General features: G+C 63.1%; 30 protein-coding genes and 2 riboswitches. Of the genes, 3 read left to right on the forward strand and 27 right to left on the reverse strand.

Going from position 1 to position 26,430, the window contains the following annotated elements:
* Positions 1–97 precede the first annotated feature (97 nt).
* Positions 98–2,545 (reverse strand): leucine-rich repeat domain-containing protein, encoded by a 2,448-nt coding sequence (locus ACSJJT_RS08590; protein WP_435917907.1) that lies wholly within the window; start codon positions 2,543–2,545, stop codon positions 98–100.
* Positions 2,546–2,653: 108 nt separating this feature from the next.
* Positions 2,654–2,768, reverse strand: a riboswitch (cobalamin riboswitch).
* A riboswitch (cobalamin riboswitch) is annotated at positions 2,767–3,002 on the forward strand. (Overlaps the previous riboswitch by 2 nt.)
* Here ACSJJT_RS08590 and ACSJJT_RS08595 point away from each other — a divergent pair.
* Together ACSJJT_RS08595 and ACSJJT_RS08600 are read left to right on the forward strand one after the other, a co-directional pair.
* Positions 2,988–4,877, forward strand: coding sequence for a prenyltransferase/squalene oxidase repeat-containing protein (locus ACSJJT_RS08595; RefSeq protein WP_435917908.1), 1,890 nt, complete (start codon positions 2,988–2,990; stop codon positions 4,875–4,877). (Overlaps the previous riboswitch by 15 nt.)
* A gap of 38 nt (positions 4,878–4,915) precedes the next feature.
* Positions 4,916–5,587 carry a hypothetical protein gene (locus ACSJJT_RS08600; RefSeq protein WP_435917909.1) on the forward strand — a complete coding sequence of 224 codons (672 nt, stop codon included), beginning with the start codon at positions 4,916–4,918 and terminating at the stop codon, positions 5,585–5,587.
* 81 nt (positions 5,588–5,668) lie between these two features.
* Here the strand turns inward: ACSJJT_RS08600 and ACSJJT_RS08605 are convergent, their stop codons facing one another.
* The 25 genes from ACSJJT_RS08605 to rpsJ form a co-directional block, all read right to left on the reverse strand.
* Complete coding sequence (locus tag ACSJJT_RS08605) at positions 5,669–7,381, reverse strand: ABC transporter family substrate-binding protein (RefSeq protein WP_435917910.1); 1,713 nt, start codon at positions 7,379–7,381, stop codon at positions 5,669–5,671.
* Between the two features lie 269 nt (positions 7,382–7,650).
* Entirely contained in the window at positions 7,651–9,786 is a 2,136-nt protein-coding gene (locus ACSJJT_RS08610; RefSeq protein ID WP_435917911.1) for an ABC transporter ATP-binding protein, read from the reverse strand.
* On the reverse strand, positions 9,783–10,790 hold the full coding sequence (locus ACSJJT_RS08615) for an ABC transporter permease (RefSeq protein ID WP_435917912.1): 1,008 nt from the start codon (positions 10,788–10,790) through the stop codon (positions 9,783–9,785). Before ACSJJT_RS08615 ends, ACSJJT_RS08610 begins: the two co-directional genes overlap by 4 nt.
* A gap of 12 nt (positions 10,791–10,802) precedes the next feature.
* Positions 10,803–11,786 (reverse strand): ABC transporter permease, encoded by a 984-nt coding sequence (locus ACSJJT_RS08620; protein ID WP_435917913.1) that lies wholly within the window; start codon positions 11,784–11,786, stop codon positions 10,803–10,805.
* A gap of 314 nt (positions 11,787–12,100) precedes the next feature.
* Positions 12,101–12,541 (reverse strand): 50S ribosomal protein L15, encoded by a 441-nt coding sequence (gene rplO / locus ACSJJT_RS08625; RefSeq protein WP_435917914.1) that lies wholly within the window; start codon positions 12,539–12,541, stop codon positions 12,101–12,103.
* 1 nt (position 12,542) lies between these two features.
* On the reverse strand, positions 12,543–12,725 hold the full coding sequence (gene rpmD, locus ACSJJT_RS08630) for a 50S ribosomal protein L30 (protein ID WP_435917915.1): 183 nt from the start codon (positions 12,723–12,725) through the stop codon (positions 12,543–12,545).
* Positions 12,725–13,372 carry a 30S ribosomal protein S5 gene (gene rpsE / locus ACSJJT_RS08635; RefSeq protein WP_435917916.1) on the reverse strand — a complete coding sequence of 216 codons (648 nt, stop codon included), beginning with the start codon at positions 13,370–13,372 and terminating at the stop codon, positions 12,725–12,727. The genes rpmD and rpsE overlap by 1 nt, the downstream gene beginning before the upstream one ends.
* 24 nt (positions 13,373–13,396) lie before the next feature.
* The gene (gene rplR, locus ACSJJT_RS08640) at positions 13,397–13,780 is read right to left on the reverse strand and encodes a 50S ribosomal protein L18 (protein ID WP_435917917.1); all 384 of its coding nucleotides are present in this window, start codon (positions 13,778–13,780) and stop codon (positions 13,397–13,399) included.
* 1 nt (position 13,781) lies between these two features.
* A complete protein-coding gene (gene rplF, locus ACSJJT_RS08645; RefSeq protein WP_435917918.1) occupies positions 13,782–14,324 on the reverse strand; it encodes a 50S ribosomal protein L6 in 543 nt (180 codons plus the stop codon).
* 28 nt (positions 14,325–14,352) lie between these two features.
* On the reverse strand, positions 14,353–14,760 hold the full coding sequence (gene rpsH, locus ACSJJT_RS08650) for a 30S ribosomal protein S8 (protein ID WP_435917919.1): 408 nt from the start codon (positions 14,758–14,760) through the stop codon (positions 14,353–14,355).
* Between the two features lie 175 nt (positions 14,761–14,935).
* Entirely contained in the window at positions 14,936–15,121 is a 186-nt protein-coding gene (locus tag ACSJJT_RS08655; RefSeq protein ID WP_002515981.1) for a type Z 30S ribosomal protein S14, read from the reverse strand.
* Positions 15,122–15,128: 7 nt separating this feature from the next.
* The gene (gene rplE, locus ACSJJT_RS08660; protein WP_435917920.1) at positions 15,129–15,761 is read right to left on the reverse strand and encodes a 50S ribosomal protein L5; all 633 of its coding nucleotides are present in this window, start codon (positions 15,759–15,761) and stop codon (positions 15,129–15,131) included.
* The gene (gene rplX / locus ACSJJT_RS08665) at positions 15,758–16,126 is read right to left on the reverse strand and encodes a 50S ribosomal protein L24 (RefSeq protein WP_435917921.1); all 369 of its coding nucleotides are present in this window, start codon (positions 16,124–16,126) and stop codon (positions 15,758–15,760) included. The genes rplE and rplX overlap by 4 nt, the downstream gene beginning before the upstream one ends.
* Entirely contained in the window at positions 16,127–16,495 is a 369-nt protein-coding gene (rplN, locus tag ACSJJT_RS08670; RefSeq protein ID WP_435917922.1) for a 50S ribosomal protein L14, read from the reverse strand.
* A 382-nt stretch (positions 16,496–16,877) separates the two neighbouring features.
* On the reverse strand, positions 16,878–17,150 hold the full coding sequence (rpsQ, locus tag ACSJJT_RS08675) for a 30S ribosomal protein S17 (RefSeq protein ID WP_435917923.1): 273 nt from the start codon (positions 17,148–17,150) through the stop codon (positions 16,878–16,880).
* Positions 17,151–17,152: 2 nt separating this feature from the next.
* Positions 17,153–17,401, reverse strand: coding sequence for a 50S ribosomal protein L29 (gene rpmC, locus ACSJJT_RS08680; protein ID WP_435917924.1), 249 nt, complete (start codon positions 17,399–17,401; stop codon positions 17,153–17,155).
* The gene (rplP, locus tag ACSJJT_RS08685; protein WP_435917925.1) at positions 17,401–17,820 is read right to left on the reverse strand and encodes a 50S ribosomal protein L16; all 420 of its coding nucleotides are present in this window, start codon (positions 17,818–17,820) and stop codon (positions 17,401–17,403) included. Before rplP ends, rpmC begins: the two co-directional genes overlap by 1 nt.
* A gap of 1 nt (position 17,821) precedes the next feature.
* Positions 17,822–18,634: a 30S ribosomal protein S3 gene (gene rpsC, locus ACSJJT_RS08690; protein WP_435917926.1), complete on the reverse strand. Its 813-nt coding sequence runs from the start codon at positions 18,632–18,634 to the stop codon at positions 17,822–17,824.
* Between the two features lies 1 nt (position 18,635).
* Positions 18,636–19,097, reverse strand: a complete 462-nt coding sequence (gene rplV / locus ACSJJT_RS08695; protein ID WP_435917927.1) for a 50S ribosomal protein L22 — start codon at positions 19,095–19,097, stop codon at positions 18,636–18,638.
* Between the two features lie 17 nt (positions 19,098–19,114).
* Positions 19,115–19,396 (reverse strand): 30S ribosomal protein S19, encoded by a 282-nt coding sequence (rpsS, locus tag ACSJJT_RS08700; RefSeq protein ID WP_002516048.1) that lies wholly within the window; start codon positions 19,394–19,396, stop codon positions 19,115–19,117.
* Between the two features lie 15 nt (positions 19,397–19,411).
* The gene (gene rplB / locus ACSJJT_RS08705) at positions 19,412–20,248 is read right to left on the reverse strand and encodes a 50S ribosomal protein L2 (RefSeq protein WP_435917928.1); all 837 of its coding nucleotides are present in this window, start codon (positions 20,246–20,248) and stop codon (positions 19,412–19,414) included.
* 26 nt (positions 20,249–20,274) lie between these two features.
* Positions 20,275–20,583 (reverse strand): 50S ribosomal protein L23, encoded by a 309-nt coding sequence (gene rplW, locus ACSJJT_RS08710; RefSeq protein WP_435917929.1) that lies wholly within the window; start codon positions 20,581–20,583, stop codon positions 20,275–20,277.
* Positions 20,580–21,485, reverse strand: coding sequence for a 50S ribosomal protein L4, sunset domain variant (gene rplD, locus ACSJJT_RS08715; RefSeq protein ID WP_435917930.1), 906 nt, complete (start codon positions 21,483–21,485; stop codon positions 20,580–20,582). Before rplD ends, rplW begins: the two co-directional genes overlap by 4 nt.
* On the reverse strand, positions 21,482–22,153 hold the full coding sequence (gene rplC / locus ACSJJT_RS08720; RefSeq protein ID WP_435917931.1) for a 50S ribosomal protein L3: 672 nt from the start codon (positions 22,151–22,153) through the stop codon (positions 21,482–21,484). The genes rplD and rplC overlap by 4 nt, the downstream gene beginning before the upstream one ends.
* Positions 22,154–22,164: 11 nt before the next feature.
* Positions 22,165–22,476, reverse strand: a complete 312-nt coding sequence (gene rpsJ / locus ACSJJT_RS08725) for a 30S ribosomal protein S10 (protein WP_002514870.1) — start codon at positions 22,474–22,476, stop codon at positions 22,165–22,167.
* A gap of 562 nt (positions 22,477–23,038) precedes the next feature.
* Here rpsJ and ACSJJT_RS08730 point away from each other — a divergent pair.
* Positions 23,039–24,943, forward strand: a complete 1,905-nt coding sequence (locus ACSJJT_RS08730) for a 6-carboxyhexanoate--CoA ligase (protein WP_435917976.1) — start codon at positions 23,039–23,041, stop codon at positions 24,941–24,943.
* A 56-nt stretch (positions 24,944–24,999) separates the two neighbouring features.
* Here the strand turns inward: ACSJJT_RS08730 and gltX are convergent, their stop codons facing one another.
* Positions 25,000–26,418, reverse strand: a complete 1,419-nt coding sequence (gltX, locus tag ACSJJT_RS08735) for a glutamate--tRNA ligase (RefSeq protein WP_435917977.1) — start codon at positions 26,416–26,418, stop codon at positions 25,000–25,002.
* Between the last annotated feature and the right edge of the window lie 12 nt (positions 26,419–26,430).

A 26,430-nucleotide genomic window follows, 5' to 3' on the forward strand; every position in this document is an offset into this window, starting at 1 on the left:
CCGGGCCCGCGAACAGATCTCCTGGTCTGGCTCGACTCGCACGTGAGACGACGAGGGGCCCCACCATGGCGGTGGGGCCCCTTCTGCTACTCGGAGATCACGCTCCCGTGGAAGGTAGTCCGGGGTGGCGCGTGGGATCGTCCGGGAAGGATGGATTCACCGGGATGTTGCCCTGCTGAGGTCCGAGCTTGGTCGGAGAGCTCGATGGCACCTGAGTCGGCATCGCCGTAGGACTGACAGTCGGAGTCCCGGTCGGGGTCACCGTCGGCGTCGGCGTCACCGTGGGGGTAACAGTCGGCGTCGGCGTCTCGGTCGGGGCGACAGTTGGAGCAACGGTGGGCGTCACCGTCGGCGTAAGCGTCGGCGTCACCGTGGGAGTGACAGTCGGGGTCACCGACGGCGTAGGAGTCGGCGTAGGCGTCGGAACCGCAGCCGTCACCGGCTGGATCAACGTCCCGGCGAAGTCCTCGGAGTGGCTGGTGGCGTCCTTGTGCGACCACGTCCACGTGTAACCATCGCCGGCCTTCGGATAGGTCACTATGTCACCAGCTACCGTCACACCTTCAGGAGCGATGAGCTCAGCCTTGGAGCCGTCGGCAGCCTTCGCCACCGGAACCGCAACCGGTTGCTGGGCTGGAACGGCCGGGAGCGTCACCGTCTGCCACCGGGCACGCAGACCCATGAAGGCGATGTCGCCCAGACCCGACAGCGGGGACAGGTCAAAGATGTGGTTTGAGCTGAGTCCCACCTTGGTGAGTTTCGTCATCGCGGCCAGTGCAGAGACATTGGAGATGTCGTTGTTGTCGAAACCGATCTCGACGAGGTTCGTCAATCCCTTGATCGGGGTCAGGTCCGAAATCTTGTCATTGTTGAGGAAGAGCTTCTTCAACGAGGTGGCACCGGAGATCCCGGAGAGATCGGCCAGGTTGACGTTGTTGTTGGCCACCAGGCGGGTGAGCTTGGGAAGCGAACCCAGACTGTCAAGGCTGGTCACACCGGGATAGGTATACTTGCCGCGCGTGTTCTGATTGATCGTCAGATCAGTGAGATTCGTCAGCGAGGACAGCTGCCGCACCGAGGTAATGGGGTTCTGGTCCAGGCTCATCGTCCTGAGATTCCCCAGACCCGCCAACGGAGCCAGATCCTTGACGCGGTTGTTGGGTAGGTAAAGGGTCTCGAGCCTCGTCAGACCGGCAAGCGGATCGACGCTCTCAATCTCGTTGGTCGTCAGGTACAGAGTCTTGACATTGGTGAGGGCCTCGGAACCGGTGATGTCCTTGATGCCCTTGTCGATGCACTTGACCTCAGCCAGCGCACCAAGATTCTCAGCGGTCAGGGGCTTGCTGGCACCGACGGCGTCCTGGAGGCAGGATTTGAAGTTCGCGTCGGGGATATCGACGAGCTTCGGCGGTTCGGGAGCCGCGACGACATGGACAGTGATGGACCCGTTGAAATACATCGAGGCGTCGCGGAACTGCCACACGTAGTCACCGGCGGAGGGATAGGTGACGTTGTTGCCCTTGATCTTGACGCCTTCGGGCACTTCGCGGTCAGCCACGAAGGTCGTCCCGTGGTGATCGACAGCGGTCGGCACCGGAACTTCACCCCCAGCGATGGCCGAGCCGCCGTCAACGCTCTGGAAGTTCGAGGTGATGTCGGCGTCGCCCAAACCCTTGATGTCCTTGAGTGCGGACAGGTCGCGGATGTGGTTCTTGCCGACATCCAGGCGCGACAGCTTCGTCAAAGACCTCAGGGGCGAGATGTCGGAGACCTCATTGCTGTTAACATCCAGACTGAAAATGCCGGTGGAGGCGGCCAGCGGCTTGAGATCGCTGATCCTGTTGCCCGATAGGAAGGCCTTTTCCAGACCGGTCAGTTGATCTATGCCGGTGAGGTCTTTGATTCCCAAGTTCCGGCAGCTCAGACTCGTCACGCCGGCAAGCTGCTCCTTGGTAGGGGTGGTGGTGCCGAGCTTGTCAGTGATGCACTTCTGCAGGGCCTTGTCAGGAATCTCGAAGGACGCCGCCGGAGTGCTCGGGGCTGGATCGACCTTCGGCTTCCAGGTCGGAGGGACCTCCCACGGACCATCAATGAGCATGTAGTGCCATGCCTCGATCGAGCCAGGCTTGGGGTGATAGTTGCTGGCGCCCAACTGCGAGTACTCCCAGTCAACCGTGGCGTCCTTACCTGCCGGCTGGCCATGGAAATAACCCCAATAGGCGTAGAACTTGTCAGGATTCTCCGGGTACCCGTTAATTGAATCGACGAACATTCCCAGGTCGCCACCGAAATCGGTGCTTCCAATGTCGAAACCGGCTGACTCCAACGCCTCCACCCCATTGGAGAACTTCGACGCGCAACCGGTGTCGACATGCCCGTCATCACGCTCGGCATACACGAACACGTGCTTCTGATTGATGCACGTCTGCGCCTCATCGTCATAGGACGCGGCCGGCGTTGCCGATGCCGGGGCGAGGAACACGATGGCCATCGGTATGGCCAGGGCCGCGGAGAGCACCGCGGCCAATCCTTTGAACCGTCTCACAGGTCCTGCCTTTCACATGTGGACGCTTCGTCGTCGTCCACAGCCAGGACCGACCATTCCGCTGTCCACGACGGAATTGAGTACGAGACATTTCAACGACAGCGATCCGACTGTGTCGACATCTCTGCCGACCTACACGGTTGCGGGACAGTCCTGGATTCGCACCAGGTTCTCCATCGATGAAACCACTCGGATCTTACCAACAGTGTTCGCGTCGACGAACCCGGATGTGGACATGCGGTGGCCGCGAGCTTAGAATTGCACCGCAACCACAGGGGAATTCGGTGCGATACCGGAACTGACCCGCAACCGTGAGGGGCCCACCCCCGAGTCGGAGTACCTGGGTTGTCGAAGGAACATCACACACCGTCGAGGACTGCGGTGAGTTCGACCCGGGAGCCTTCCCTGTCCGCAACGCAGCCTCAGGAAGAAGACCCGCCACATGCTCAGACTCACTCGATGGATCGCCGGCCTCGCTGCCGGTGCACTCATCGCATCACCATTCACAACATCAGCATTCGCCAACCCACCATCCACCCCATCACACACACCCCTCACCACCACCGACGACGGCTCCACCCCCTACTGCTTCAACCCACCAACCAACCCAGTCAAAGGCGCCATGTGGCCCGGATCGATCAACGACACCGCCGCCACCAGCACCTACGTCGCAAAAGCCGCTGACTGGCTCGCCAACAAATGGAAACAAGACCCCAAGAACTACAGACAAGCCGGCGGCATCGCTGACGGCATCATCGCCCTGGTCGGCTCCGATGCCCACCCCGACACCGTCACAGAAATGACCACAGCCCTCAAAAAAACCGGCCCGAAATACATCGAAAACAACCCGGCCGGCCTGGCAAAAGTCATCATGACCGCCGAAATCCTCGGAGACGACCCCACCTACTTCCTCGGCAAGGAAACCGGAAACCTGTGGATCAAACTCGCCGGCTACATCAACGACACCAACCCCAACATGCAACGCCGCGTCACCATGTACTGGGGCCCACACCTCATCACCATCGCACTAACCCGAGCCAACCGCCCAGTACCGAAAACAATTATCGACAAGCTGTTGTCCACCCAGGGCACTGGAGGCACCGATGCCGGCGCTTTCGGCTACACCAAAAAGAACCACGACGGCACCACGACCTTCGTCGGCGACCCCGACTACACCGGTATCGCCCTATCAGACCTAACCCTCCTCCAACACAACCCACACCTCATCCCAGACAACTACAACACCAAAATCACTACAGCCGCCAACCACGCCACCCAATGGGCACTCAACACCAAAACCCACGACGACGGGGACTACTGGGAAACCTACTCCGCCGCCAACTCCACCGGCATGCTCGCCAGCGCACTCGCAGAACGCGGCGAAGACATGACAACCGTCAAACAATGGCTCATCCGCCAACAAAACCTCACGAAAGTCGGCGCATGGCAAGCCCAACGCAACGACCACGAACCCAACATCATGGCCACCGACCAAGCAATCATGGCCATCACCGGCCACGGCTACGCCTCAACATGGTCCGGCAAACCCCCCAAAAACACCCCAACCTGCACAACCACCCCAACCCCCACCCCAACGGTGACCCCGACCGAGACCCCGACAGTCACTCCCACGGCCACTCCGACCGGCAAGCCCGGCGACATGAGCGGCGCCCAGAAATGCATCGCCGTGGGCCACGTGTGGGTCTACATCGAGCAGGACAACGGCACCTCCAAGGGTGCGTGTGCCTCGAAGTTCGGCAACGGCATGGAGGCTCTTGAGTCCGCCGGATTCGTCGTCACGTCCGACGGCGGCATGGTCACCATGATCGATGGTTACCCGACGAAGGTCGACACCCACGAGGCATACTGGTCTTACTGGCACGCCACCCCGGCCGGCGCTGACAAGTCGGTGACGTGGGAGTCCTTGACGACCGGTGCTGGCAACGCCCATCCCAAGGCTGGTTCCATCGAGGGCTGGTACTTCAAGCCCCTCGCCGCTGACCAGAATGCCGGACCGAACTGGGATGCCCATCTGAGACCATACGATCCCTCGGCCACCCCGACCCCGACTGTTACCCCTACGGTGACGCCGACTCCCACGGTGACGCCCACCGTTGTTCCGACTGAGAGCCCGACCGAGACGCCCACGGTGACCCCGACCGGATCGGCCACCCCGACCCCGTCAGCCATCGCTACTGGTTCCGCCACTGCGACGGCCACCGCTACCGCGCACACCCCGGTCACCCCAGCTCCGGTCGGACCGTCGAACCGCCCTTCAGATCGTGCGACACCTTCAGATCGTGCGACAGCTCTTCCCCGTACCGGGGTCTGAGACAGGACGAATGCTCTTCTCTGAGGCATGATCGTCATGTGAGTATTTCCCACATCGAGAACCGGCGAGCACTCCCGACCATGGGAGGAGTGCTCGCCGCTCTGTTGTTCGCAGCCCTGACGATCTTCTTCCCGTTCTTTGCGCACGCGGCCCCCTCGCCGAGCGTCGGCACTGGTCAGACGACAGCCATTGACGACTGCCTCAACACCAGAAAGGTCTGGGTCTTCGTCATCACTGACGACGAGAAGGTGCTGGCCAACCAGTGCGTCGACTCACCATCGACCGGCGCCGACGCGCTGGAGAAGGCCGGAATCACCATCGGCAGGAACAAGTCGGGTCTCATCTGCACGATGAACGATCACCCCGAGACCTGCCCCAAGACCTTCAACGGCCAGTACTGGGCGTATTACCACGCTTCCGGCGCCGGTGCTGTGTGGGGTTACTCGAAGAAGGGCGCCGACCAGTACACGCCAACCGCCGGATCCATCGAGGGATGGTGCTACAACAGGCCGACGACCAAGTCGTGTACTCCCCCGACGTTGGCCGCTGGAAGCACCGAGGGTTCCTCCTTCCAGCTGACCAACAACAGCGCCAAGAAGGCTCAGAACACCGATTTCTCGTCTCACAGCCCAATTGCCACGATCAGCGTCATTGCCATCGTGGTCATTGCCCTCATCGTCGCGATCGTCATGCGTCGTCGCCAGTCCTGACCCCCACCATCACAACCCGCAACGACTGCGGGGCCGGGGATCACATCCCCGGCCCCGCTTCTCACAGGTGAGAACTCATCGTCACTTCTGGAAGCCGATGTCCTCCGCGTGCACGATCTGGAAGGTCGCAGCACCGAAGTTCGCGAGGTCCTTCGGGGTGGCGGTGAACATGATGCGGCGGTACAGCGGCAGAGTCATGACGTCGTCCCAGATGATCTTGTCGGCCTGGTTGGTGAGCTCACGACGCTTGTTGACGTCCATCTCGGTGTCGATCTGTGGGATGAGCTTCTCGATCTCGGGATCGACGATCTGGGAGAAGTTTGACTGCGACGGCTTCTTGGAGCCCTGGTCAGCAGCGCCATAGATCTGACGGACGTTGGCCATCGGGTACTGGGTACCCTGCCACGTGAACGCGATGACGTCGAAGGAGTGGTTCGACAACACCTTCTGCATGTCGCTGGAGGGGGTGTTGACAAGGTTGACCTTGACCCCGATCTTCGCCATGTCCTGCTTGAACAGCGCACCCTCATTCTCAGAAGTGGGGACACCAGTCAGCTGAGCGTAGTTGACGGTCAGGGTCTTGCCGTCCTTGACGCGGTAGTCACCCTGCTTCTTCCAACCGGCATCGTCCAACTGCTTCTCAGCGGCCTTCGGATCGTACTTGAACTCCTCCGAATTGTCCTTGTAGCCAGGCTGGCCGGGCATGAAGAAGTGGTTTCCGAGCATCACCGAGTCGGCCTGGATCGGCAGACCGGCAAGGTCGGACTTGGCGATGGCCGGGCGGTTGATGCCCTTGACAATGGCCTGACGGACGGTCTTGTCAGACAAGTTGGCCGACTCGGCGTTGAAGGTGAAGTGGCGCCACTGCAGCGAACCGGCAGCACGCATGTCGGCGTCATCACGCTTCTTGGCGGTCTGGTAACCGTCCTTGGTGATGATGGTGTCGGCGACGTCGATCTCCTTGTTGGCGAACGCCTTGGTCTTGGCGGCATCCTCCATCTGCTTGAACGTGACGGTGTCGAGCTTCGACTTCTCGCCCCACCACTTGTCATTGCGCTTGACGGTCAGGGTCTTCGAAGCCTGATCCACCTTGGTGGGGATGAACGGGCCGGTGAACCAGTCGGGGTTCGGCTTCTTCCAGCCAGCGTTGAAGACGTCCGGGTCGGAAGAGCCCTCCTTCGGAATGAGCATACTCATGGTGGAGGTCCAGTCCGGATAGGTGTTCTTGAAGGTGATGACGACGTCGGTGTCCTTGTCACCCTTCTCCACCGAGGTGATCTGGTTGAAACCGTCGGTGGTGGCCGGCAGGAACTTGTCGTTCTGACCGTTGCAGGCCTTCCACATGGCCTGGTAGTCGGTGTAGTCGATGACTCGACCGGAGTTCCACTTGGCCTTCGGGTTGAGGTGCAGGGTGACGACCTGCTTGCCGTCCTTGGTGTCAACCTTGGCCGACTCGATGTAGTCCGGGTTCGCCTTCGGGGTGCCGTCCTCGGTGTAGTAGAAGTTCTGGGCGCCGATGAAATTCCAGATCGTCGTCGCGAGGTCGGCGGTGTTGTTGTCGACCTGCAGCGGGTTCCAACCGGTCGGCAGGGGACCGATCGCAAGACGGAGGGTGCCACCGTCCTTGATCTGGTCCCGGGGCTTGATGTTCAGGGCAGCCAGCGGCGCGTTCGCCGACGTGGTCTTGTCGCCGTTGTTCTGGTCGCCGCCGGACTGGTTCTTCTGTCCGCAGCCAGTCAGGGCAAGCGAGCCCACGGCCAGAGCAGCCACTGCGGTCGTCAAGGTCTTGCGCACGGTAAACCTCCGCAAAGTTGAGGATCCTGGATGGATCATGATGGCTTGAGCTTGGCACTCCTCCTCCGGACCAACCAGCGAGAACAGCCTCAGAACTCGGTTTCGTTATGAAATCTTGACTTTTCCTCGATCCGACCGTGATTGTCGTCAGCTCACATCTGCCCGTCGGGCAATGCGCAGATGAGACCACCAGTGGTCCCGTGACCATGACGCATGGGGTGGCGTCGTCGCAACGACACCACCCCATGTCAGGGATCCACTGCAGAGTCTCAGAACACCCGAATCTCCTCGGGGAAGTGACACGCCGTGCGCCGGTCGATGTCCGCCCGCGGGTACGACAACTCCGGACGCTCCCCCATGCACTTCGCCTGGGAGACCTCGTCGAGCTCCTTGAACTTCGGGCAGCGAGTGTGGAACGGGCACCCGGACGGCGGCGCAGCCGGTGACGGCAGGTCACCCTCCAGCAGGATGCGGTGGCGGTTGTGCTCCTTGGACGGGTCGGGCACCGGGATGGCTGAGAGCAGGCCCTGGGTGTATGGGTGCATCGGATGGTCGAAGACCTCGGAGACCTCTCCGAGCTCGACGATGCGTCCCAGGTACATCACGGCCACGCGGTTGGCGATGTGGCGAACAACCGACAGATCGTGGGCGACGAAGAGGTAGGAAAGCTCCAACTTCTCGCGTAGATCCTCCAGCAGGTTCAGCACACCGGCCTGGATCGACACGTCCAGGGCCGAGACCGGCTCGTCGAGAACGAGCAGCTTCGGGTTCAGCGCCAGCGCACGGGCGATACCGACACGCTGCTTCTGGCCACCGGAGAAGTTTCGCGGGTAGCGGTTGGCATGGGCAGGTTCCAGCCCCACCAGGGCCATCAGCTCGTCAACCCGCTCCGGAATCTTGCTCCTCGGGTACCCGTTGTACTTCAGTGGCTCGGCGATGATGTCGGCGATCGGCAGACGCGGATCCAGGGATGCCATCGGGTCCTGGAACACCACCTGGAGGTCCTGTCGGGTCTCCTTGCGGTCCTTGGCGTTCATCGTCGCCGCGTCGCGTCCCAGGACGACGACAGTGCCCGCCTCCGGCTTGGCCAGCTCGAGAATCGACATGATCGTCGTCGTCTTGCCACAGCCCGACTCCCCCACCAGACCGAGGGTCTCACCCTTCTTGATCCGAAAGGAGATGCCGTCAACGGCATGGACGGTGCCAACTCGCCTCTTGAAGACCGCACCCTTCATGAGCGGGTAGGTCTTGACGAGGCCCTTGACCTCCAGAACGTCCTCGAGCGCCTCGCGGTCCGACGTACCAAGGGCTGTCGCCTTGAAGCGGCCCTTGCGCTCACCGACATGCGGGTAGACCTCCGCGTAGGTGCGGTCGATCAGTTCGCGGTGACGAACACACGCAGCTTCGTGATGCTCAAGGTCGGTCGGGCTCAGATCGGGCTCTGCCTCGCGACAGGCATCCACGGCCATCGGGCAACGCGGGGCGAAGGGGCATCCCGGCGGGAGAGTGAGCAGGGAGGGCGGGTTGCCCTCGACCGGCGTCAGCGGCTCATCCTTGTCAAGGTCAGGACGAGGCAAGGATCCCAACAGGCCGATGGTGTACGGATGCCGGGAGCGGTAGAACAGCTCGTCGACGTTGGCCCGCTCGACGATACGCCCGGCGTACATGACGGCCACGCGGTCGGCCAGACCAGCGATGACACCGAGGTCATGGGTGATCATGACGACGCCTGCATGGGTCTCACGCTGGGCGACGCGGAGCAGGTCAAGGATCTGAGCCTGAATCGTCACGTCAAGGGCCGTCGTCGGTTCGTCGGCGATGATGAGATCCGGGTCGTTGGCGATCGCCATGGCGATGACGACGCGCTGGCGCATACCGCCGGAGAACTCGTGCGGGAAGGCCTTGGCACGCACCTCCGGATTCGGGATACCAACCATGTCGAGCAGCTCGAGAGCACGAGCCCAGGCATCCTTGTCGGACATGTCCGAGTGAATCTGAAGGGCCTCAACGATCTGGTCACCGACCGTGTACACAGGAGTCAGGGCACTCAACGGGTCCTGGAAGATCATGGCGACCTTCTTGCCGCGCACGTCCGACATCCAGTCGTCGTCGCGTCCCAGCAGCTCGGTGCCGTGAAGCTTGACCGACCCATTGACGCGAGCGCCCTCGTCCAACAGGCCCATCACCGACATCGAGGTGACGGACTTACCGGAGCCAGACTCACCCACCAAGCCGACGACCTCGCCGGCATCGACACTCAGGTTGACCCCGCGCACAGCGTGGACGACGCCATCCTCGGAGGGGAAACGGACGTTGAGGTCCTTGATCTGCAGGACCGGCACACCCTCCTGACGCTCCGGCAGGGCGTCGGACAGGTTCGCCGCAGTGGCAGTCTTCTTGCTCATGCCTTACCACCAGACTTGGAGGAGGGATCGACGGCGTCGCGCAGGCCGTCACCGATGAAGTTAACGCTCAACAGCAGGATCACCAGCACGCCGGCCGGGAACATGAACAGCCACGGCGAGGTCGTGACAGCGGTCATGCCGTCACCCAGCAAGGTACCCAGGGAGGTCTCAGGCTTCTGCACGCCGAAGCCGAAGAAGGACAGCACCGTCTCACTCATGATGGCCGCGACCACACCGAGCGTCAGGTCAATGATGAGGTAGCTGGCGATGTTCGGGATGACGTGCTTGACGATGATCGTGAACGGCGGCACCGACATGAACCGGGCAGCCGTGACGTAGTCGAGGTTGACCACCGACAGCGTCATGGCGCGGACCACACGGGCCGACAGCATCCAGCTGAAGGCCGACAGCAGCAGGATCAGCAGTGCGGTCGAGGTGCTCTTGCCAGAGGTGTGCTGACTCAGGATGGCGATGATGAGGAAGGACGGGATCACCAGCAGCAGGTCGATGAACCACAAGATGATCTTCTCCGCCACCTTGCCGAAGTAAGCCGCAGCCGAGCCGATGAGGGCGGCCAGGGTCTCCACGATGATCGCGACGCAGAAACCGATGATGAGGGACTTGCGTAAACCTTCGACCGTCATGGCGAACAGGTCGAAACCGCCCTGGCTGGTGCCGAACCAGTGGTACTGGTCTGGCGGGGAGAGGAAGGCGTTGTCGTCAACGACCCAGTAGTCCCAGTTGGCGATGTACGGGCCGACGAGGGCGAGCAGGATGATGAGAGCCAGCCCGATGACACCGATCTTGGAGCCGACCGGACGCCAGAAGCGGCGCAGGATCAGACGGCCACGTGACATGTGCTTGCCGTCACGCTCATTGCGTCCCGGCTTGTGTTTCTCGTTGCGGTTGGCAGCGCTCAAGGCGTCAGGGCCTTCGATGGGCGCGCTAGGGCCCGCCTTCGGGGTGTTGAGCTCGACGCTGGCGTTGTTCGTGGGTTCAGACATGACGGCTCCTCCTCATCGAGCCCGGACACGCGGATCGATGACCGCGATGAGGATGTCGGACAACAGGGCACCGGTCAGCGTGCAGAGGCCGGAGAAGGCGACCACCGCAACAGATCCGTTGATGTCGTTCTGCTGGATCGACATCACTGAGTACGAACCGACACCGTTCCAGGCGTACACCTGCTCGGAGATGGTGGCACCGACGAAGATGTTGGCCACGCCGAAGGCGAAGTAGGTGGCCATCGGGATGATGGCATTGCGCAGGGCGTGGTGACGAATGGCGCGTCCCTTGCGCAGACCCTTGGCTCGAGCGGTACGGACGTAGTCGGCACCGAGGGTGTCGAGCATCAAGTTGCGCTGGTATCTCGAGTAACTCGCCAAGCTCAACGCCGACAGGGAGATCGTCGGTAGGAGGAGATGCTGCATCCGGCTGAACAGTTCGGCTCCGACGTAGTCTCCGTGAGATCCAACCTCACCGATGAACTGGAAGAACTGCGTGCCGGTTGCCTGGTTGAACTGAATGGCACCGAGCTGCAGCAGGACGGCCAACACCATCGTCGGCGTCGAGATGAGCAGCAGACACAGGAAGGACACGATTCGATCAGCAACCGAGTACTGGCGCACAGCCGACCATGCGCCGACGGCGACACCACCGACCATGCCAATGATCGTTCCGCAGATCACCAGACGGACGGACACACCAATGCGGGTGCCAATCAGCGAGTTGATCGAGTCACCATGTGGGGTCCAGCCCCAGTTCCAGTGCAGGAAGACCATCTTCAACCATCGCTCGTACCGCACCCAGATGCTGGTGTCGGGATTGATGTTGTAGTTGGTCAGTGACTGGTTGATCGCCGTCCAGTTGAGCTTGGGATTCGTCTGGTCGAAAGCGTTGCGCGGGTCCAGGGCATACGAGGCGAGCAGGTATGCAAAGGAAACCGCAACGAACAACAGCACGACGTAATTGATGAGGCGACGCACCACGTACTTGAGCACGATCGTCCTTTCTCACAGTGTGCAGTGCCTGCTGGGAGGGCAGGTGGGCCGCAGGCGGGTGGCCGTAACCCAGGCGGCAGGTCGTGCCGCTGCACACGGTCTGGCATGGGGTCATCTCGGCACGCTGGCCGTTTGATGCGTGTGATCTTACACACACCCAACCCCTGGGCCAGTCTGCTGAGGTCACAAGGGCAAGGCATGTCGTCATTGCACGTGCGTTGCCCCGGCAGATGACACGAGGGACGGGAAACGGTCAGGTTTCCCGTCCCTCGCACGTCATTCAGTCGTGTTCACGACGTCACACGAAGGTCACGTCACCGCTTGGTGACGCTGCCGCCAGCCTTCTCAATCTTCTCCTGGGCCGACTTGGACCAGGCGTCGACAACGAGATCAACCTTGACGGTCAGCTCGCCGGTTCCGAGAACCTTGACGAGCTCGTTGTCACGGACGGCACCAACGGCGACGAGATCATCAACGGTGATCTTGCCGCCCTTGGGGAACAGGGCCCCGACCTTGTCCAGGTTCACGACCTGGTACTCGGTGCGGAACGGGTTGTGGAACCCGCCCAGCTTCGGGGCCTGCATGTGAATCGGCATCTGGCCGCCAGCGAAGAACTCGGGCACATTCTTGCGTGCGCCGGTACCCTTCGTACCGCGACCAGCGGTCTTACCCTTGGAGCCCTCACCACGACCAACGCGGGTCTTGGCCTTGTGGGCGCCAGGAGCGGGCTTGAGATCATGGAGCTCAATAGCCATGTCAGTCCACCTCTTCCATGGTGACGAGGTGACGAACGGTCTGGACCATGCCGCGAAACTCGAGGCGGTCCTCCTTGATGACCGTGTCACCGATGCGCTTCAGTCCGAGGCTGCGCAAGGTCTCACGATGATTCGGCTTCGTGCCGATGCCAGACTTGATCTGGGTAATCTTCAGCTTGCTCATCAGTTGACCCCTGCCTTCTCCTCCATGCGGACGGCAGCGGCGGCCTCGTCGGCCTCCTTACGGGCGCGCAGCATGGCTGCCGGGGCGACGTCCTCAACGGACTTGCCACGGCGACGGGCAACCTCTTCGGGCTCCTCGAGCTGCTGCAACGCGGCGACAGTGGCGTGAACCACGTTGATCGCGTTGGAGGAGCCGAGGGACTTGGCGAGCACGTCCTGCACGCCGGCGCACTCGAGAACGGCACGGGCCGAACCACCGGCGATGACACCGGTACCGGGAGAAGCCGGACGCAGCATGACGACACCGGCAGCCTTCTCACCGATCACCGGGTGGGTGATGGTACGACCGACCAGCGGCACCTTGAAGAAGTGCTTCTTGGCCTCCTCAACGCCCTTGGCAATGGCCGCGGGCACCTCCTTGGCCTTGCCATAGCCGACACCCACGGTGCCTTCGCCGTCTCCCACGACGACCAACGCCGTGAAGCTGAAGCGACGGCCACCCTGGACCACCTTGGCGACGCGGTTGATCGACACGACGCGCTCGAGATATTCGTTCTGATTGCGGTTGCGATCGTTCTGGCCACGACGGTTGTCACGGCCACGACGCTCACCACCTGCACCGCCACCGCGGCGCTGGGTTCCACTCATCGTTGCTCACTTGCCTTTCGTGGGTCAGAAGTCGAGACCGGCCTCGCGGGCCGCATCGGCCAGCGCGGCGATCCGCCCGTGGTACTGGTTCCCGGCCTTGTCGAAGACGACCTTGTCGATGCCGGCGGCCTTGGCGCGCTCACCGATGATGGTGCCCACTCGGGCAGCCTTGGCGGTCTTGTCTCCGGACATCTCGCGCAGTTCGGCCTCCATGGTGGACGCCGACGCGAGGGTGTTCCCGGCAACATCGTCGATGACCTGGACGAAGACGTGCTTCGAAGAACGAGTCACGACCATGCGGGGACGCTCGACGGTCCCGAAGATCTTCTTGCGACCACGGGCCTGGCGACGAGCACGTGCCTTGGTGCGGTCGGACAGGCTCTTGCGAACAGTCAGGGTGCTTGCCATGTCACTTACCTGCCTTTCCAACCTTGCGACGGACGTTCTCGCCCTCGTAACGCACACCCTTGCCCTTGTAGGGCTCCGGCTTACGAATCTTACGGATGTTGGCCGCAGTCTCGCCCACGACCTGCTTGTCGATGCCCTGGACCGAGAACCTGGTGGGATTCTCGACGGCGAAGGTAATTCCTTCCGGGGCGTCAACGATCACCGGGTGCGAGAAGCCGAGGTTGAACTCGAGCTGCTTGGGACCCTTGGACAGCACGCGGTAACCCACGCCCTGGATCTCCATCTTCTTCTCGTAGCCCTCGGTCACACCGATGACCATGTTGTTGACGAGGGTACGGGTGAGGCCGTGCAGCGAGCGGTTCTCCCGCTCGTCATCCGGACGCTCAACGACGATCTGTCCCTCATCGTCCTTGCTCACGGTGATGGGCTCGCGAACGGTAAGGCTCAGGGTTCCCTTCGGACCCCTCACCTCCACGTCCTGCCCATCAAGCTTCACCTCGACACCGGACGGGACGGCGATGGGAAGCCTGCCAATGCGCGACATTGATTACTCCTATCTGTCTCGTCGACGGTCACCACACGTAGGCGAGGACTTCCCCGCCCACGGACTTCTCATGGGCCTGCTTGTCAGTGAGCAGTCCCTGAGAGGTGGAGATGATGGCGATGCCCAGGCCGCCGAGCACCTTCGGCAGGGCGGTGGACTTGGCGTAGACGCGAAGTCCGGGCTTGCTGATACGGCGGACGCCAGCGATGGAGCGCTCACGGTTCTCGCCGTACTTCAGGATGAGGGTCAGCGTCTTGCCGACCTCGCCCTCCTTGGGCTCGTTGACCTTGTAGTCGGCGATGTACCCCTCGGACTTGAGGATCTCGGCAATGCCGGCCTTGATCTTCGAGTGAGGCATCGCCGTCTGGTCGTGGTACGCCTGGTTGGCGTTACGCAGACGAGTCAGCATGTCTGCGATCGGGTCAGTCATGGTCATGGCTGGTTTGGCCTCTTTCTCACAGCGGTTTCCCTCCTGTCGTCTTCCGGACTGTCTCGTCCGAGTTCCGGCCACGGGGACCTTCTGTGTTGTTCACGTGTGTGTGGGGCGGGTTACCAACCCGCCGGAGCCTGGTAGGGCCCGTGGATCTGCGTCCTTGACGGTCGCGCGCTCGTCACCAGGAAGACTTGGTGACACCCGGGAGCTGACCGGCGTGGGCCATCTCGCGCAGGCAGATTCGGCACAGGCCGAACTTGCGGTACACCGAGTGCGGACGACCGCAGCGCTGGCAACGGGTGTAGGCACGGACACCGAACTTGGGCTTACGGGCCGCCTTGACCTTCAGAGCTGTCTTGGCCATCAGATCCTCACTTCTTTTTCTTCTTGGCGTAGTAGGCGGGACCGCGCTTGGCCTTCGCCTTCTTCGGGTCATCCTTTGCCTTGAACGGGAATCCCAGGTGCTTGAGCAGGGCCTTGCCCTCTTCGTTCGTCTGCGCAGTGGTCACGAACGTGATGTCCATGCCACGGACACGGTCGATCTTGTCCTGGTCAATCTCGAGGAACATGACCTGCTCGGACAGGCCGAAGGTGTAATTGCCCTTGCCGTCGAACTGGTTCGAGTTGAGGCCGCGGAAGTCACGGATGCGAGGCAGGGCCAAGGTCAGAAGACGGTCAGCGAACTCCCACATGCGGTCGCCGCGAAGGGTGACGTGGCAGCCGATGGGCTGTCCCTCACGCAGCTTGAACTGAGCGATGGACTTGCGGGCCTTGGTGACCTGCGGCTTCTGGCCAGTGATGGCGGTGATGTCGCGAACGGCACCGTCCATCACCTTGGAGTCGTGAGCGGCGTCCCCAACACCCATGTTCACCACGATCTTCTCGAGACCGGGGATGAGCATCGGGTTCTTGTAGCCAAACTCCTCCTGCATGGCCGGACGAATCTGCTCGCGGTACTGCTTTTTCAGACGAGGCATCTCGTGCGCTAAGGCGTCGGTGCTCACTTGGCCTCCTCCTTCTTGAGGTAGCGGACGCTGCGCTGAGCGGCGTACTCAGAACCATCGGGACGACGCTTGGTGACGTCCTCGCGGCGGTAGCCAACGCGGGTCACAACGTCCTTGCCGTCAACCTTGGTCACGAGCTGGACGTTCGAGACGTGGATCGGGGCCTCGGACTGGATGATTCCGCCCTTGGTGGTGCCGCCCTGTGGGGTGGGCATGTCACGACGATGGTGCTTACGGATGTTCACACCCTCGACGACGACGCGCCCACGGGCCGGGTCCACCGAGAGAACCTCACCGATGGTGCCCTTGTCGTTTCCGGCGATGACCTTGACGCGGTCACCCTTCTTGATGTTGAGGGACTTCACTCAGATCACCTCCGGGGCGAGCGAGACGATGCGCATGAACTTCTTCTCGCGCAGCTCGCGGGCGATGGGGCCGAAGATACGGGTGCCACGAGGCTCCCCGTCGTTCTTGAGTAGCACGGCGGCGTTCTCGTCGAACTTGATGTAGGACCCGTCGGGACGGCGGTGCGACTTCACGGTACGAACGACGACGGCCTTGACGACCTCGCCCTTCTTCACATTTCCGCCGGGGATGGCGTCCTTGACGGTGCACACGACGGTGTCACCGAGGTAGGCGTAGCGACGCTTGGATCCACCGAGAACACGGATGCAGAGGAGCTCCTTCGCACCAGTGTTGTCGGCGACCTTGAGTCGCGTCTCCTGCTGGATCATGTCTTCTCCTTCGTCCCACTGGTTCCCTCCCGGGCCTGGTAGGACCGTTGAACACGAACCCCCTGGATTTTGCCAGGAGGCAACCCGCACCTCAGGGGGTACGCGGCTGTCGTCCGCGAGAGGTCCCGCCACCCTCGGGCGGCGCACGGTGTCCCCGTCTCCGTGAGGTCAGGGGCTCCGCGCTGTGCTTGAAGGTGGGCACAGTCGCAAGACAACTTGTGCAGTTTAACTCGCTTCGTCGGCGATTGCGAATTGGCGGTGACCTGGTGTGGCGGCGGTGTCCGCAGCCCTACCCGGATCGGCGACCCGGCCAGGCCCCACACTCAACAGGGCGACCCACCCTTTTCGGATGGGTCGCCCTGCCTCGCAACTCACCAGCGACTCACTTGGCCTTCTCGACGATCTCGAACAAACGCCAGCGCTTGGTGGCGGACAGCGGGCGGGTCTCCATGATCCGCACGCGGTCGCCCATGCCGGCCTCGTTCTTCTCGTCGTGAGCCTTGAGACGCACGGACTTGGTCATGACCTTGCCGTACAGCGGATGCTTGACACGGTCCTCGACCAGGACGGTGATCGTCTTGTTCATCTTGTCGGACACGACCAGTCCCTCACGGACCTTGCGGCGGGTCGTCCGCTCAGCGGTGTTCTCGCTCATACTCAGGCCTCCTTGTCGTTCTCGGGATTGGTGGCGTCGGGATCATCGACGATGTTCAGGTTGCGCTCCTGGAGCACGGTGTAGACGCGAGCGATGTCCTTGCGGACCTCACGCAGACGAGCCGTGTTCTCGAGCTGGCCGGTGGCCGACTGGAAACGCAGCCCGAACAGCTCCTCCTTGAGTTCGCGAACCTTGTTGCGCAACTCTTCACCGGAAAGCTGGCGCAGCTCTGCAGCAGAAAGCTTGGGCATCAGTTGTCACCGCCTTCACGGGAGATGAAACGAGCCTTCATCGGCAGCTTGTGGATGGCCAGACGCATGGCCTCACGGGCCACGTCATCCGGCACACCCGACAGCTCGAAGAGAACTCGTCCGGGCTTGATGTTGGCGATCCACCACTCAGGCGTACCCTTGCCGGAGCCCATGCGGGACTCTGCGGGGTGCTTGGTCATCGGGCGGTCCGGGTAGACGTTGATCCACACCTTTCCACCACGCTTGATGTAGCGGGTCATGGCGATACGGGCGGCCTCAATCTGACGGTTCGTCAGGTATCCGCCCTCAATGGCCTGGATGCCGTAGTCACCGAAGGCCAACTGGGTGCCACCCTTGGCAGCACCGGTCCGCTTGGGATGGTGCTGCTTGCGGTACTTCACTCGACGAGGAATCAACATGTCAGGCTCCTGCGTTCTCGGTCTGCGGGGCCGAGGTCTCGGCGGGCTGCTGCTTGGCGGCCTCGGCGCGACGACGTCCACCGCGACGGTCGGGACGATCGCCCCGGCCACGACGGTTGCCACCGCGTCCGCCGCGTCCACCCTGGGCGGTCTGATGAGCAGCCTTCTGGGCAGCGCGCTCGGCACGGGTGCCAGTGACATCGCCCTTGTAGATCCACACCTTGACGCCAATGCGGCCGAAGGTGGTGCGGGCCTCGAAAAAGCCGTAGTCAATGTCGGCGCGCAGGGTGTGCAGCGGCACACGGCCTTCGCGGTAACCCTCGGAACGGCTCATCTCGGCGCCACCCAGACGACCGGAGCACTTGATGCGGATGCCAAGCGCGCCAGCGTTCATGGCGGACTGCTGAGCCTTGCGCATGGCGCGACGAAAGGCGACACGGGCAGCAAGCTGCTCGGCGATTCCCTGGGCGACGAGCTGGGCGTCGGTCTCGGGGTTCTTCACCTCGAGGATGTTCAACTGAATCTGCTTGCCCGTGAGCTTCTCCAACTCACCGCGCACGCGCTCGGCCTCGGCGCCGTTACGCCCGATGACGATACCCGGGCGGGCGGCATAGAGGAAGATGGTCACGCGCTCGGAGCGACGCTCGATCTCGATGGACGAAATACCGGCGCGCTCCAGGTTCTTCTGAAGCCACTCGCGGATCTTGACGTCCTCACCCACGAGCTCGGCGTACTGCTTCTCGGCGTACCAGCGGGTCTTGTGATCGGTCGTCACACCGAGACGGAAACCATGGGGATTGATTTTCTGGCCCATGTCAGGCTCCCTTCTCGGTCTCGGACTTGGCTGCAGCAGCCGGGCGACCCTTCTTGGCCTTCTTGGGGGCCGGACGGGCGTCCTTGGGCTCGACAACCACGGTGATGTGGGCGGAACGCTTCAGGATTCGGCTGGCGGATCCCTTGGCGCGGGGACGGATGCGGCGCATGGTGACGCCCTCGTCGACGAAGGCCTGCGAGATGTACAGGTCGTCGGCGCGCAGACCCTCGGTCTGCTCGGCGTTGGCCATGGCCGAGGCGATGACCTTGCGAACCGGCTCGGCCGCGGCCTGCGGCTGAAACTTCAGCATGGTCACCGCGTCAACGGCGTCCATTCCGCGAACCAGGTTGACGACGCGACGGCACTTGCTGGCGCTCATCCGAACGTGACGCGCGATGGCGTACGAGCCGGGGCGATCGCCGAGCAGGGCGGCGCGACGGCTGGGCCTCTCAGTGTTGCTCATAAATCAGATCCCTCTCGTCAGCGCCTGCGCGCCTTCTTGTCGTCCTTGACGTGACCCTTGAAGGTCCTGGTCGGGGCGAACTCTCCGAGCTTGTGCCCGACCATCGACTCGGTCACGAAAACCGGGACGTGCTTGCGACCGTCGTGCACGCCGATGGTGTGCCCGATCATGTCGGGGGTAACCATGGACCGACGCGACCAGGTCTTGATGACGTTGTGCGTGCCCGCCTCGTTCTGGGCAGTGACCTTCTTGGCCAGGTGCTCGTCGACGAAGGGGCCCTTCTTCAGACTGCGTGGCATGTCTCAGACTCCCAATCAGCGCTTCTTGCCGGACTTGCGGCGACGCACGATGAGACGGCTGCTCGCCTTGTTCTTGTTACGGGTACGACCCTCGGGCTTGCCCCAGGGGCTCACCGGGTGACGACCACCGGAGGTACGACCCTCGCCACCACCGTGCGGGTGGTCGATCGGGTTCATGACCACACCACGGACGGTCGGGCGGATGCCCTTCCAGCGGTTACGGCCAGCCTTGCCCCAGTTGATGTTGGTCTGCTCGGCATTGCCGACCTCGCCGATGGTGGCGCGGCAGCGAATGTCGACCATGCGCATCTCACCGGAGGGGAGGCGCAAGGTGGCGTACTTGCCCTCGCGGGCGACCAGCTGCACCGACGCACCAGCGGAGCGACCCATCTTGGCGCCACCGCCTGGGCGCAGTTCCACGGCGTGAACCGTGGTACCGACCGGGATGTTGCGCAGCGGCAGGTTGTTGCCCGGCTTGATGTCGGCCTCGGAGCCAGACATCACGACGGTTCCCTGACCGACGCCATCGGGGGCGATGATGTAGCGCTTCTCACCGTCGGCGTAGTGGAGCAGGGCGATGCGAGCGGTGCGGTTCGGGTCGTACTCGATGTGAGCGACCTTGGCCGGCACGCCGTCCTTGTCGTAACGCTTGAAATCGATGATGCGGTAGGCCTGCTTGTGTCCACCACCGATGTGACGGGTGGTGATGCGGCCAGTGTTGTTGCGTCCACCGGTCTTGGGCTTGGCAACGAGCAGGGACTTCTCGGGGGTCGAGCGGGTGAGCTCGACGAAGTCCGACACGCTCGAGCCGCGACGGCCCGGAGTGGTGGGCTTGTGCTTGCGGATACCCATTGGTACTTCGTTCCTTCTCTCGCGGCTCAGGCGACCGGGCCGGTGAAGATGTCGATGCGATCACCCTCGGCAACGGTCACGATGGCGCGCTTGGTGTCGGGACGCTTGCCCATGCCGAAGCGGGTGCGGCGCGCCTTGCCCTTGCGGTTCATCGTGTTCACCGAGGTGACCTTCACACCGAAGATCTGCTCGATCGCGATCTTGATCTCGGTCTTGTTGGCAGTCGGCTTGACCAGGAACGTGTAGCTGTTCTGGTCGAGCAGGCCGTAGCTCTTCTCGGAGACGACCGGGGCGAGGATGATGTCCCGGGGATCTCGGATCTTCAGCTCGCTCACTTGACGTCCTCCTTGTTGGAGTCGGACTTGACGGCGTTGACGAAGCCAGCGGCCTCAGCAGCCTCGGCGGAGCGGAACCACACCTCAGCGATGGTGCGTCCGTACCAGGGCGACGTCGGGGCGTGGAACTTCATGGAGTCCTCGTTGCCCTTGATGTCGAATCCGGCCGGCGGGTTGTCTCCACGGAAGGAGTCCTCACCGTAGGGATGCTGGTCGGCAACGTTGGTCTCCGGGACCTCCGGCTCAGCGGCCAGGGCCTGGGTGCTGGCGCTGCGCGCACCGACGAAGGCATCGAGCCCGGCCTGGCTGAACACGATGGTCCGGGCGTTAACGACGTCGTAGGTGTTGAGCTGATCGGCGGCCAGCACGTGGACCTCGCTGAGGTTGCGCACGGACAGCCAGGCGATCTCCTCGCTGCGATCCAGGACGACGAGCACCTTGCGGAGCTCGGCGAGACCCGAGAGGACGGCCTTGGCCTGCTTGGTCGAGGGCTTGCCGCCGTCAACCAGGGAGGTCACGACGAAGACGCGGTTGTCGCGAGCCATGTCGGACAGGGCGCCACGCAGAGCAGCAGCCACCATCTTCTTGGGGGTGCGCTGGGCGTAGGAGCGCGGCTGCGGACCGTGAACCGTTCCGCCGCCGACCCACTGCGGTGCACGGGTCGAACCCTGACGGGCACGACCGGTGCCCTTCTGACGCCACGGCTTCTTGCCACCGCCGGAGACCAGACCACGGGTCTTCGTGGCGTGGGTGCCCTGACGGGCAGCCGCGAGCTGGGCGATGACGACCTGGTGGATCAGCGGAATGTTGGTGTTCGCGTCGAAGACATCACCGGGAAGTTCAGCCGATCCGGCCTTCCTGCCCTTGACGTCGAGGACGTCGATGGTCTTGGTCTCGTTCATGCGGCATCCCCATTCTTGGCGGCCTTCTTGGCGGCGCTACGGACGACGAGCAGGGACCCCTTCGGGCCGGGGACAGCGCCGCGGACCAGCATGATCCCGCGCTCGGCGTCGACGGCGTGAACCTGCAGGTTCTGGACGGTCACGCGCTCGGCACCCATGCGGCCGGCCATGCGGAGGCCCTTGATGACCTTGCCTGGCGTCGAGCAGCCGCCGATGGAGCCCGGCGAGCGGTGCTTGCGGTGCACACCGTGGGTGGCACGCAGGCCGCCGAAGCCGTGACGCTTCATGACGCCAGCGGTGCCCTTGCCCTTGCTGGTGCCGGTGACGTCGACGAAATCGGACTCGGAGAACACGTCAGCGGTGATCTCCTGGCCCAGGGTGTACTCAGAGGCATCGGCGGTGCGCAGCTCGACGAGGTGACGTCGAGGGGTCACACCAGCCTTGTCGAAGTGGCCAGCCTCCGGCTTGGTGACGTTCTTGGCCTTGACGGCCCCGAAGCCAAGCTGGACGGCGGAGTAGCCATCGGTCTCAGGGGTGCGCACCTGGGTGACGACACACGGCCCGGCCTGGATGACGGTCACGGGAACGAGCTTGTTGTGCTCGTCCCACAGCTGGGTCATGCCGAGCTTGGTGCCCAGCACGCCCTTGACAGTGCGTTCATTGGTCATGGTGCTCAACCTCACGGAAGCTTGATCTCGATGTCGACCCCGGCCGGCAGATCGAGACGCATGAGCGAATCGACCGTCTTCGGAGTCGGCTCGAGGATGTCGATGAGCCGCTTGTGGGTGCGCATCTCAAAGTGCTCGCGGCTGTCCTTGTACTTGTGGGGCGAACGGATCACACAGAAAACGTTCTTCTCGGTCGGCAGCGGCACCGGGCCGGCGACCTTGGCGCCCGTGCGGGTCACCGTGTCGACGATCTTGCGCGCCGACGAGTCGATGACCTCGTGGTCGTAGGCCCGCAGCCTGATGCGGATCTTTTGTCCCGCCACAGTTGTTCCTTCTACTCGTCTCTGCCGCGTCCAAGATTCCCTGGCGTGGGAGTCCGGTACGCCCAGAGGGTTCCGGCGTGAGGACCGAAGTCCTCGTTGGTCCCAACCTGACGATTTCCACTGACGTGAAAACCGAGAGGTCACGTCGCCCCTCCCCGACCCACGCGCTCGGGCGTGTCGCGCATCACGAACCGCAGAACACCCACCGCTCACCAGCCGTTGAGGACCCCGTGAACACTGTGGATTTGTCTGCCGGTTTCCGACGCCGACCCGCTTCCGTGGGTCCGACAGCGGACTCACCGTGGTGGTGACACCTCTGCCGTCGGGCTTGACAGTGGCCGGACCCGATCTCGAGGATCATGGGTGTGACACACTGCAGCCCCGTTCGGAGCAACTTTTACAGTTTGTCATCAATGGACCTGCAAGGCAAATCAGCCTGACGAACCTCCCCCGCCCTGCAAGAATTGAATGGTGTTCAACAATGGTCGGTTACCGAGGTCAAGGAGTCATCATGCCAGTTCCGGAGCACGGCCCTCACCCTGCGCCTTGGTGGAGTGTGCGAATGCGCGCCACCGGGATGCTTGACGACGAGCCCTACCACGTCAGTGGGGCCGAGTCACTGGTGTCCCCGGACATGATCGGCCAGACCGTGGCGGGTCTCACCCAACGCGCGCTGTTGCCTGGCCACACCGTCACGGCTCGACAGGTCCGTCTCAGCCTGGATCAGCTCGACGTCGATCCCACTGTCATCCCTGCCCTGCCCACCGACATCGAGGAATGTCCTGACGTCGACTCCGCACATCGCCACTTCCGTGACGTCCTCTCCCGATTCGTTCCCCATCCCGACGAGACCTTACGCATTCTCACCGCCGGGCCGACGATGCGCGGAGCCGCCATGGTCGAGGTGGGTAGTGGACGACGGCTGGAGGCCGACCCGCTGCGTGGCGTACGGGTGACTCGATTCGGAGACCTCACCGAATCTGCTCCAGGGAGGACCTTGGCACGCAAGAAGCACCACCACGAAGCAGTTCTCCTTGCGAGCAAGGTTGCTGCTGCACCCGGAGTCGTCGCGGAACTGTGCATCTCCGACGATCTCCACTACACCCGTGGCTATGTCTGCGTTGACGGGGTGTACACGACGGTGACCAATGTCAAGGCCGAGGGTGATCCCAATGGTGGTCGTGTCATCCTCGTCGACACCTCATGCGCCGATCCCGCCATGATCACGAACTGGCTGGAGAACCACCCGGTTCTCGTCAACGCCGCGACCCATCCTTGCGGCACTCACACCACCACGTGCTGGCACGATCACGTCGCTGGGCGCCTGAAGGCATGGCGCAATGCCGGTCTGGAACGTCGGCCCCGCACCTTTGCCTCACCCCAACTACCCGACGCCGTCACCACCGACGGCCCGGCCCTGTTGTTCTCCTCCTCGGATTACCTCGGCATGTCCACCGAGCCGACCGTCCGGCAGGCCATGATCAACGCCGTCGGTGAGCTGGGATGCAGTTCTGGTGGCTCACGTCTCACGACGGGCACCTCAGTGGCACACCACCATGCCGAGGACGAGATCGCCACATGGTTGGGGTATCCCCGAGCGGTCCTCATGGCCAGCGGCTACCAGGCGAATCTCGCGACCCTGCAGCTGTTGGCGGGTCCTGACGTCACCGTCGTCTCCGATGCGGACAACCACGCCAGCCTCATCGACGGGTGTCGACTGGCGCGGGCACGCACCGTCGTCGTCCCCCACGCTGACCTCGACGCTGTCGACGCCGCTCTTGCTCGAGCGACCACTGACAGGGCCCTCGTACTCACCGAAGGGGTCTTTTCCATGAGCGGCGACGTCATCCCTGTGGCCGACATGGTGAAGATTGCCCACCGTCACGGCGCTCTCGCCGTCGTTGATGACGCGCATGGGATAGGCACCGTCGGGCCCACCGGACGAGGCGTCACAGAGGGCCTGTCCCGGCAACTGCGACCAGACGTCCTGCTCGCAACGGCGAGCAAGGCTCTCGGTGTCGAGGGAGGTTTCGTCTGTGTGGACGAGACCTTGGCAACGCTGATACGACACTGCGCACGAGGGTACGTGTTCTCCAGCGCCCCCTCCCCCGCCGTCGCGGCCGCAGTGACAGCGGCCATCCGGTTCCTGAGAACCGACTCCTCCCGGGTGCAGAACCTGCAGGGCAACGTCTCCCGGGCACGCCGACTCCTGACCAGGGCAGGGCTCATCACCACTTCAACGGCCAACGACGTCGGTCCGATCATCAGGATTCCTGTGGGCCCCGAGGATCGTGCCGTCTCGGCCCAGGAGGAGCTGGCCCGACGAGGACTCATGATCGGAGCAATCCGCTACCCGGCAGTCCCCAGGGGTGAGGCAATCCTGCGGGTGTGCGTGACCGCCGAACACACCGATGCACACATTGACGCCCTGGTCGCCTCACTGCGCGAGGTCCTTGACGTCGTGTGAAGAGCGGGTGCGTCCGACATCACTTCGGACGCACCCTTCTGTCTGAAAGGTTCAGATCACCGGGAACCCAGTTCGGCACAGAACCTTTCCATACGACGAAGCGTCGACTCCTTGCCCAAGATCTCCATGGCCTCGAACAGCGGCGGGGAGACCCGCGACCCGGTGACGGCGACGCGCACCGGGGTGAAGGCCAGACGCGGCTTGATGCCCATCTCGTCACACAGCTTGGCTCGCAGCGCGGCCTGAATGACGTCACAGGTGAAGTCATCAAGCTCCTTGAGGACCTCGGTGGACGCGCGCTGGATCTCGTCAGCCCCGGCCTTGAGCCTGGAGACGGAATCCTCGTCGAAGGCGAGGGCGTCGTCGTCAGTCAGGAGAAAGGCCAGCTTCGGCAGCGCCTCCGACAACAGGACCAGACGCTCACGAATGAGCGGCATCGCGGCGTGAATGACCTCGCGGTCCTGCCCGGTGAGGTCACGACCGAGCACCTCCTGGGCCTGGCCGGTGCGGTCAGCGTACTCGAGCACACGGTCAGTGAGGTCCTCGGCCTCGAGACCACGGATGTACTGCCCGTTCAGCCAGTCCAACTTGATGACGTCGAAGACCGGCCCACCGGTGGAGATGTTCGCCCAGTCGAACCGCTCGACGAAGGAGTCGAAGTCCTCCATCTCCTGGCCCTCGGCGATCGTCGGATAGGCCAGCAGCTGCAGGAAGTTGCGCAGCGCCTCGGACAGGTAACCCTGCTCACGGAACCACATCAGTCGCGCGGCGGGGTTCTTGCGCTTGGAGATCTTGGACTTGTCGGTGTTGCGCAGCAGCGGCATGTGCGCGAACTTGGGCGCCTCCCAGCCCAACCACTTGTAGAGCAGCAGGTGCTTGGGGGTTGAGGAGATCCACTCCTCACCGCGCACGACGGTGTCGATGCCCATGAGGTGGTCGTCAACGACGACAGCCATGTGGTAGGTCGGGAACCCGTCAGCCTTGAGGATCACCTGATCGTCGGGCCGAGGGGCGTGTACCTTGCCACGAATGAGGTCGTCGAACTCCAGGTCGACGTCCTCGGGAATGAGCATGCGCACGACCGGGGTCTCGGTGAAGCCCGGCAGCTTGGCCCGCTCCTCCTTGGACATACCCAGACACATGCGGTCGTAACCGGTGTCCGAGGACTTCGCAGCCGCGCGCTCCTCGCGCAGTTCCTTGAGCCTCTCCTGGGAGCACCAGCAGCGGTAGGCGTGGCCCGACTCGATGAGCTTGTCGACGAGCGGCTTGTAGGTGTCCAACCGCTCGGACTGCTTGTACGGTTCGTACGGTCCACCACTCAGCGGCGACTCGTCGGGGGACAGGCCCAACCAGTCCAGGGTCTCGTAGATCTGTTCCTCCGAGCCCTCCACCAGACGGCTGCGATCGGTGTCCTCGATGCGCAGCACGAACTGGCCACCGGTGCGCTGTGCCCACGCCTTGTCGAACAGGGCCATGTACGCCGTGCC

The sequence above is a fragment of the Cutibacterium nasicola genome (genome assembly GCF_051303185.1).
In the GTDB taxonomy this organism is placed as follows: Bacteria; Actinomycetota; Actinomycetes; order Propionibacteriales; family Propionibacteriaceae; genus Cutibacterium.

Excerpts from the sequence above, each read along its gene's own strand:
- gltX (WP_435917977.1), bottom strand. The coding sequence starts at position 26,418 with ATGGCCCTGTTCGACAAGGCGTGGGCACAGCGCACCGGTGGCCAGTTC.
- ACSJJT_RS08655 (WP_002515981.1), bottom strand. The coding sequence starts at position 15,121 with ATGGCCAAGACAGCTCTGAAGGTCAAGGCGGCCCGTAAGCCCAAGTTC.
- rplC (WP_435917931.1), bottom strand. The coding sequence starts at position 22,153 with ATGACCAATGAACGCACTGTCAAGGGCGTGCTGGGCACCAAGCTCGGC.
- rplB (WP_435917928.1), bottom strand. The coding sequence starts at position 20,248 with ATGGGTATCCGCAAGCACAAGCCCACCACTCCGGGCCGTCGCGGCTCG.
- rpsS (WP_002516048.1), bottom strand. The coding sequence starts at position 19,396 with ATGCCACGCAGTCTGAAGAAGGGCCCCTTCGTCGACGAGCACCTGGCC.
- rplO (WP_435917914.1), bottom strand. The coding sequence starts at position 12,541 with ATGGCTATTGAGCTCCATGATCTCAAGCCCGCTCCTGGCGCCCACAAG.
- rplR (WP_435917917.1), bottom strand. The coding sequence starts at position 13,780 with ATGGCAAGCACCCTGACTGTTCGCAAGAGCCTGTCCGACCGCACCAAG.
- rpmD (WP_435917915.1), bottom strand. The coding sequence starts at position 12,725 with ATGAGCAAGCTGAAGATTACCCAGATCAAGTCTGGCATCGGCACGAAG.
- rpsH (WP_435917919.1), bottom strand. The coding sequence starts at position 14,760 with ATGACCATGACTGACCCGATCGCAGACATGCTGACTCGTCTGCGTAAC.
- rplN (WP_435917922.1), bottom strand. The coding sequence starts at position 16,495 with ATGATCCAGCAGGAGACGCGACTCAAGGTCGCCGACAACACTGGTGCG.
- rplV (WP_435917927.1), bottom strand. The coding sequence starts at position 19,097 with ATGAGCAACACTGAGAGGCCCAGCCGTCGCGCCGCCCTGCTCGGCGAT.
- rplF (WP_435917918.1), bottom strand. The coding sequence starts at position 14,324 with ATGTCGCGCATTGGCAGGCTTCCCATCGCCGTCCCGTCCGGTGTCGAG.
- rplP (WP_435917925.1), bottom strand. The coding sequence starts at position 17,820 with ATGTTGATTCCTCGTCGAGTGAAGTACCGCAAGCAGCACCATCCCAAG.
- ACSJJT_RS08730 (WP_435917976.1), top strand. The coding sequence starts at position 23,039 with ATGCGCGCCACCGGGATGCTTGACGACGAGCCCTACCACGTCAGTGGG.
- ACSJJT_RS08615 (WP_435917912.1), bottom strand. The coding sequence starts at position 10,790 with ATGTCTGAACCCACGAACAACGCCAGCGTCGAGCTCAACACCCCGAAG.
- rplD (WP_435917930.1), bottom strand. The coding sequence starts at position 21,485 with ATGAACGAGACCAAGACCATCGACGTCCTCGACGTCAAGGGCAGGAAG.
- ACSJJT_RS08595 (WP_435917908.1), top strand. The coding sequence starts at position 2,988 with ATGCTCAGACTCACTCGATGGATCGCCGGCCTCGCTGCCGGTGCACTC.
- rpsC (WP_435917926.1), bottom strand. The coding sequence starts at position 18,634 with ATGGGCCAGAAAATCAATCCCCATGGTTTCCGTCTCGGTGTGACGACC.
- rpsE (WP_435917916.1), bottom strand. The coding sequence starts at position 13,372 with ATGAGTGGAACCCAGCGCCGCGGTGGCGGTGCAGGTGGTGAGCGTCGT.
- rpsQ (WP_435917923.1), bottom strand. The coding sequence starts at position 17,150 with ATGAGCGAGAACACCGCTGAGCGGACGACCCGCCGCAAGGTCCGTGAG.
- ACSJJT_RS08610 (WP_435917911.1), bottom strand. The coding sequence starts at position 9,786 with ATGAGCAAGAAGACTGCCACTGCGGCGAACCTGTCCGACGCCCTGCCG.
- rpmC (WP_435917924.1), bottom strand. The coding sequence starts at position 17,401 with ATGCCCAAGCTTTCTGCTGCAGAGCTGCGCCAGCTTTCCGGTGAAGAG.